Below are 252 nucleotides of genomic sequence, written 5' to 3'. Positions count from 1 at the left end.
AAGAACAACCAACCATTACTAAGGTGAATACCTCATTCATTGAAAAGAAAAGGGAAGTTCAACAAGCATTTAAAATGTGGATGGAATCAAAAATGATTCCGGAAACGCATTATCGTGTGTCTTCACGAAACGTATCTTTTAAAATTCCATTATTTGATGCCTTCAAAGAGAAGCTAGGGGAAACAAGAGAAAAATGGTGGTGGGATCATGGACCGCTGTTATTTTGGATGAATATTAACCCAGATTCAGTCT

1 protein-coding gene is annotated in these 252 nt (G+C 36.5%); it reads left to right on the top strand.

Annotation, left to right across the window (positions count from 1 at the left end; translation table 11 throughout):
- The coding region (locus R2R70_RS21865; RefSeq protein WP_410979176.1) for a hypothetical protein at positions 1–252 on the top strand (252 nt) is incomplete at both ends.

It is taken from the genome of Cobetia sp. SIMBA_158, from assembly GCF_046566945.1.
GTDB classification, from domain to species: domain Bacteria; phylum Pseudomonadota; class Gammaproteobacteria; order Pseudomonadales; family Halomonadaceae; genus Cobetia; species Cobetia amphilecti.
This window is presented reverse-complemented; position numbering and strand designations above follow the sequence as displayed.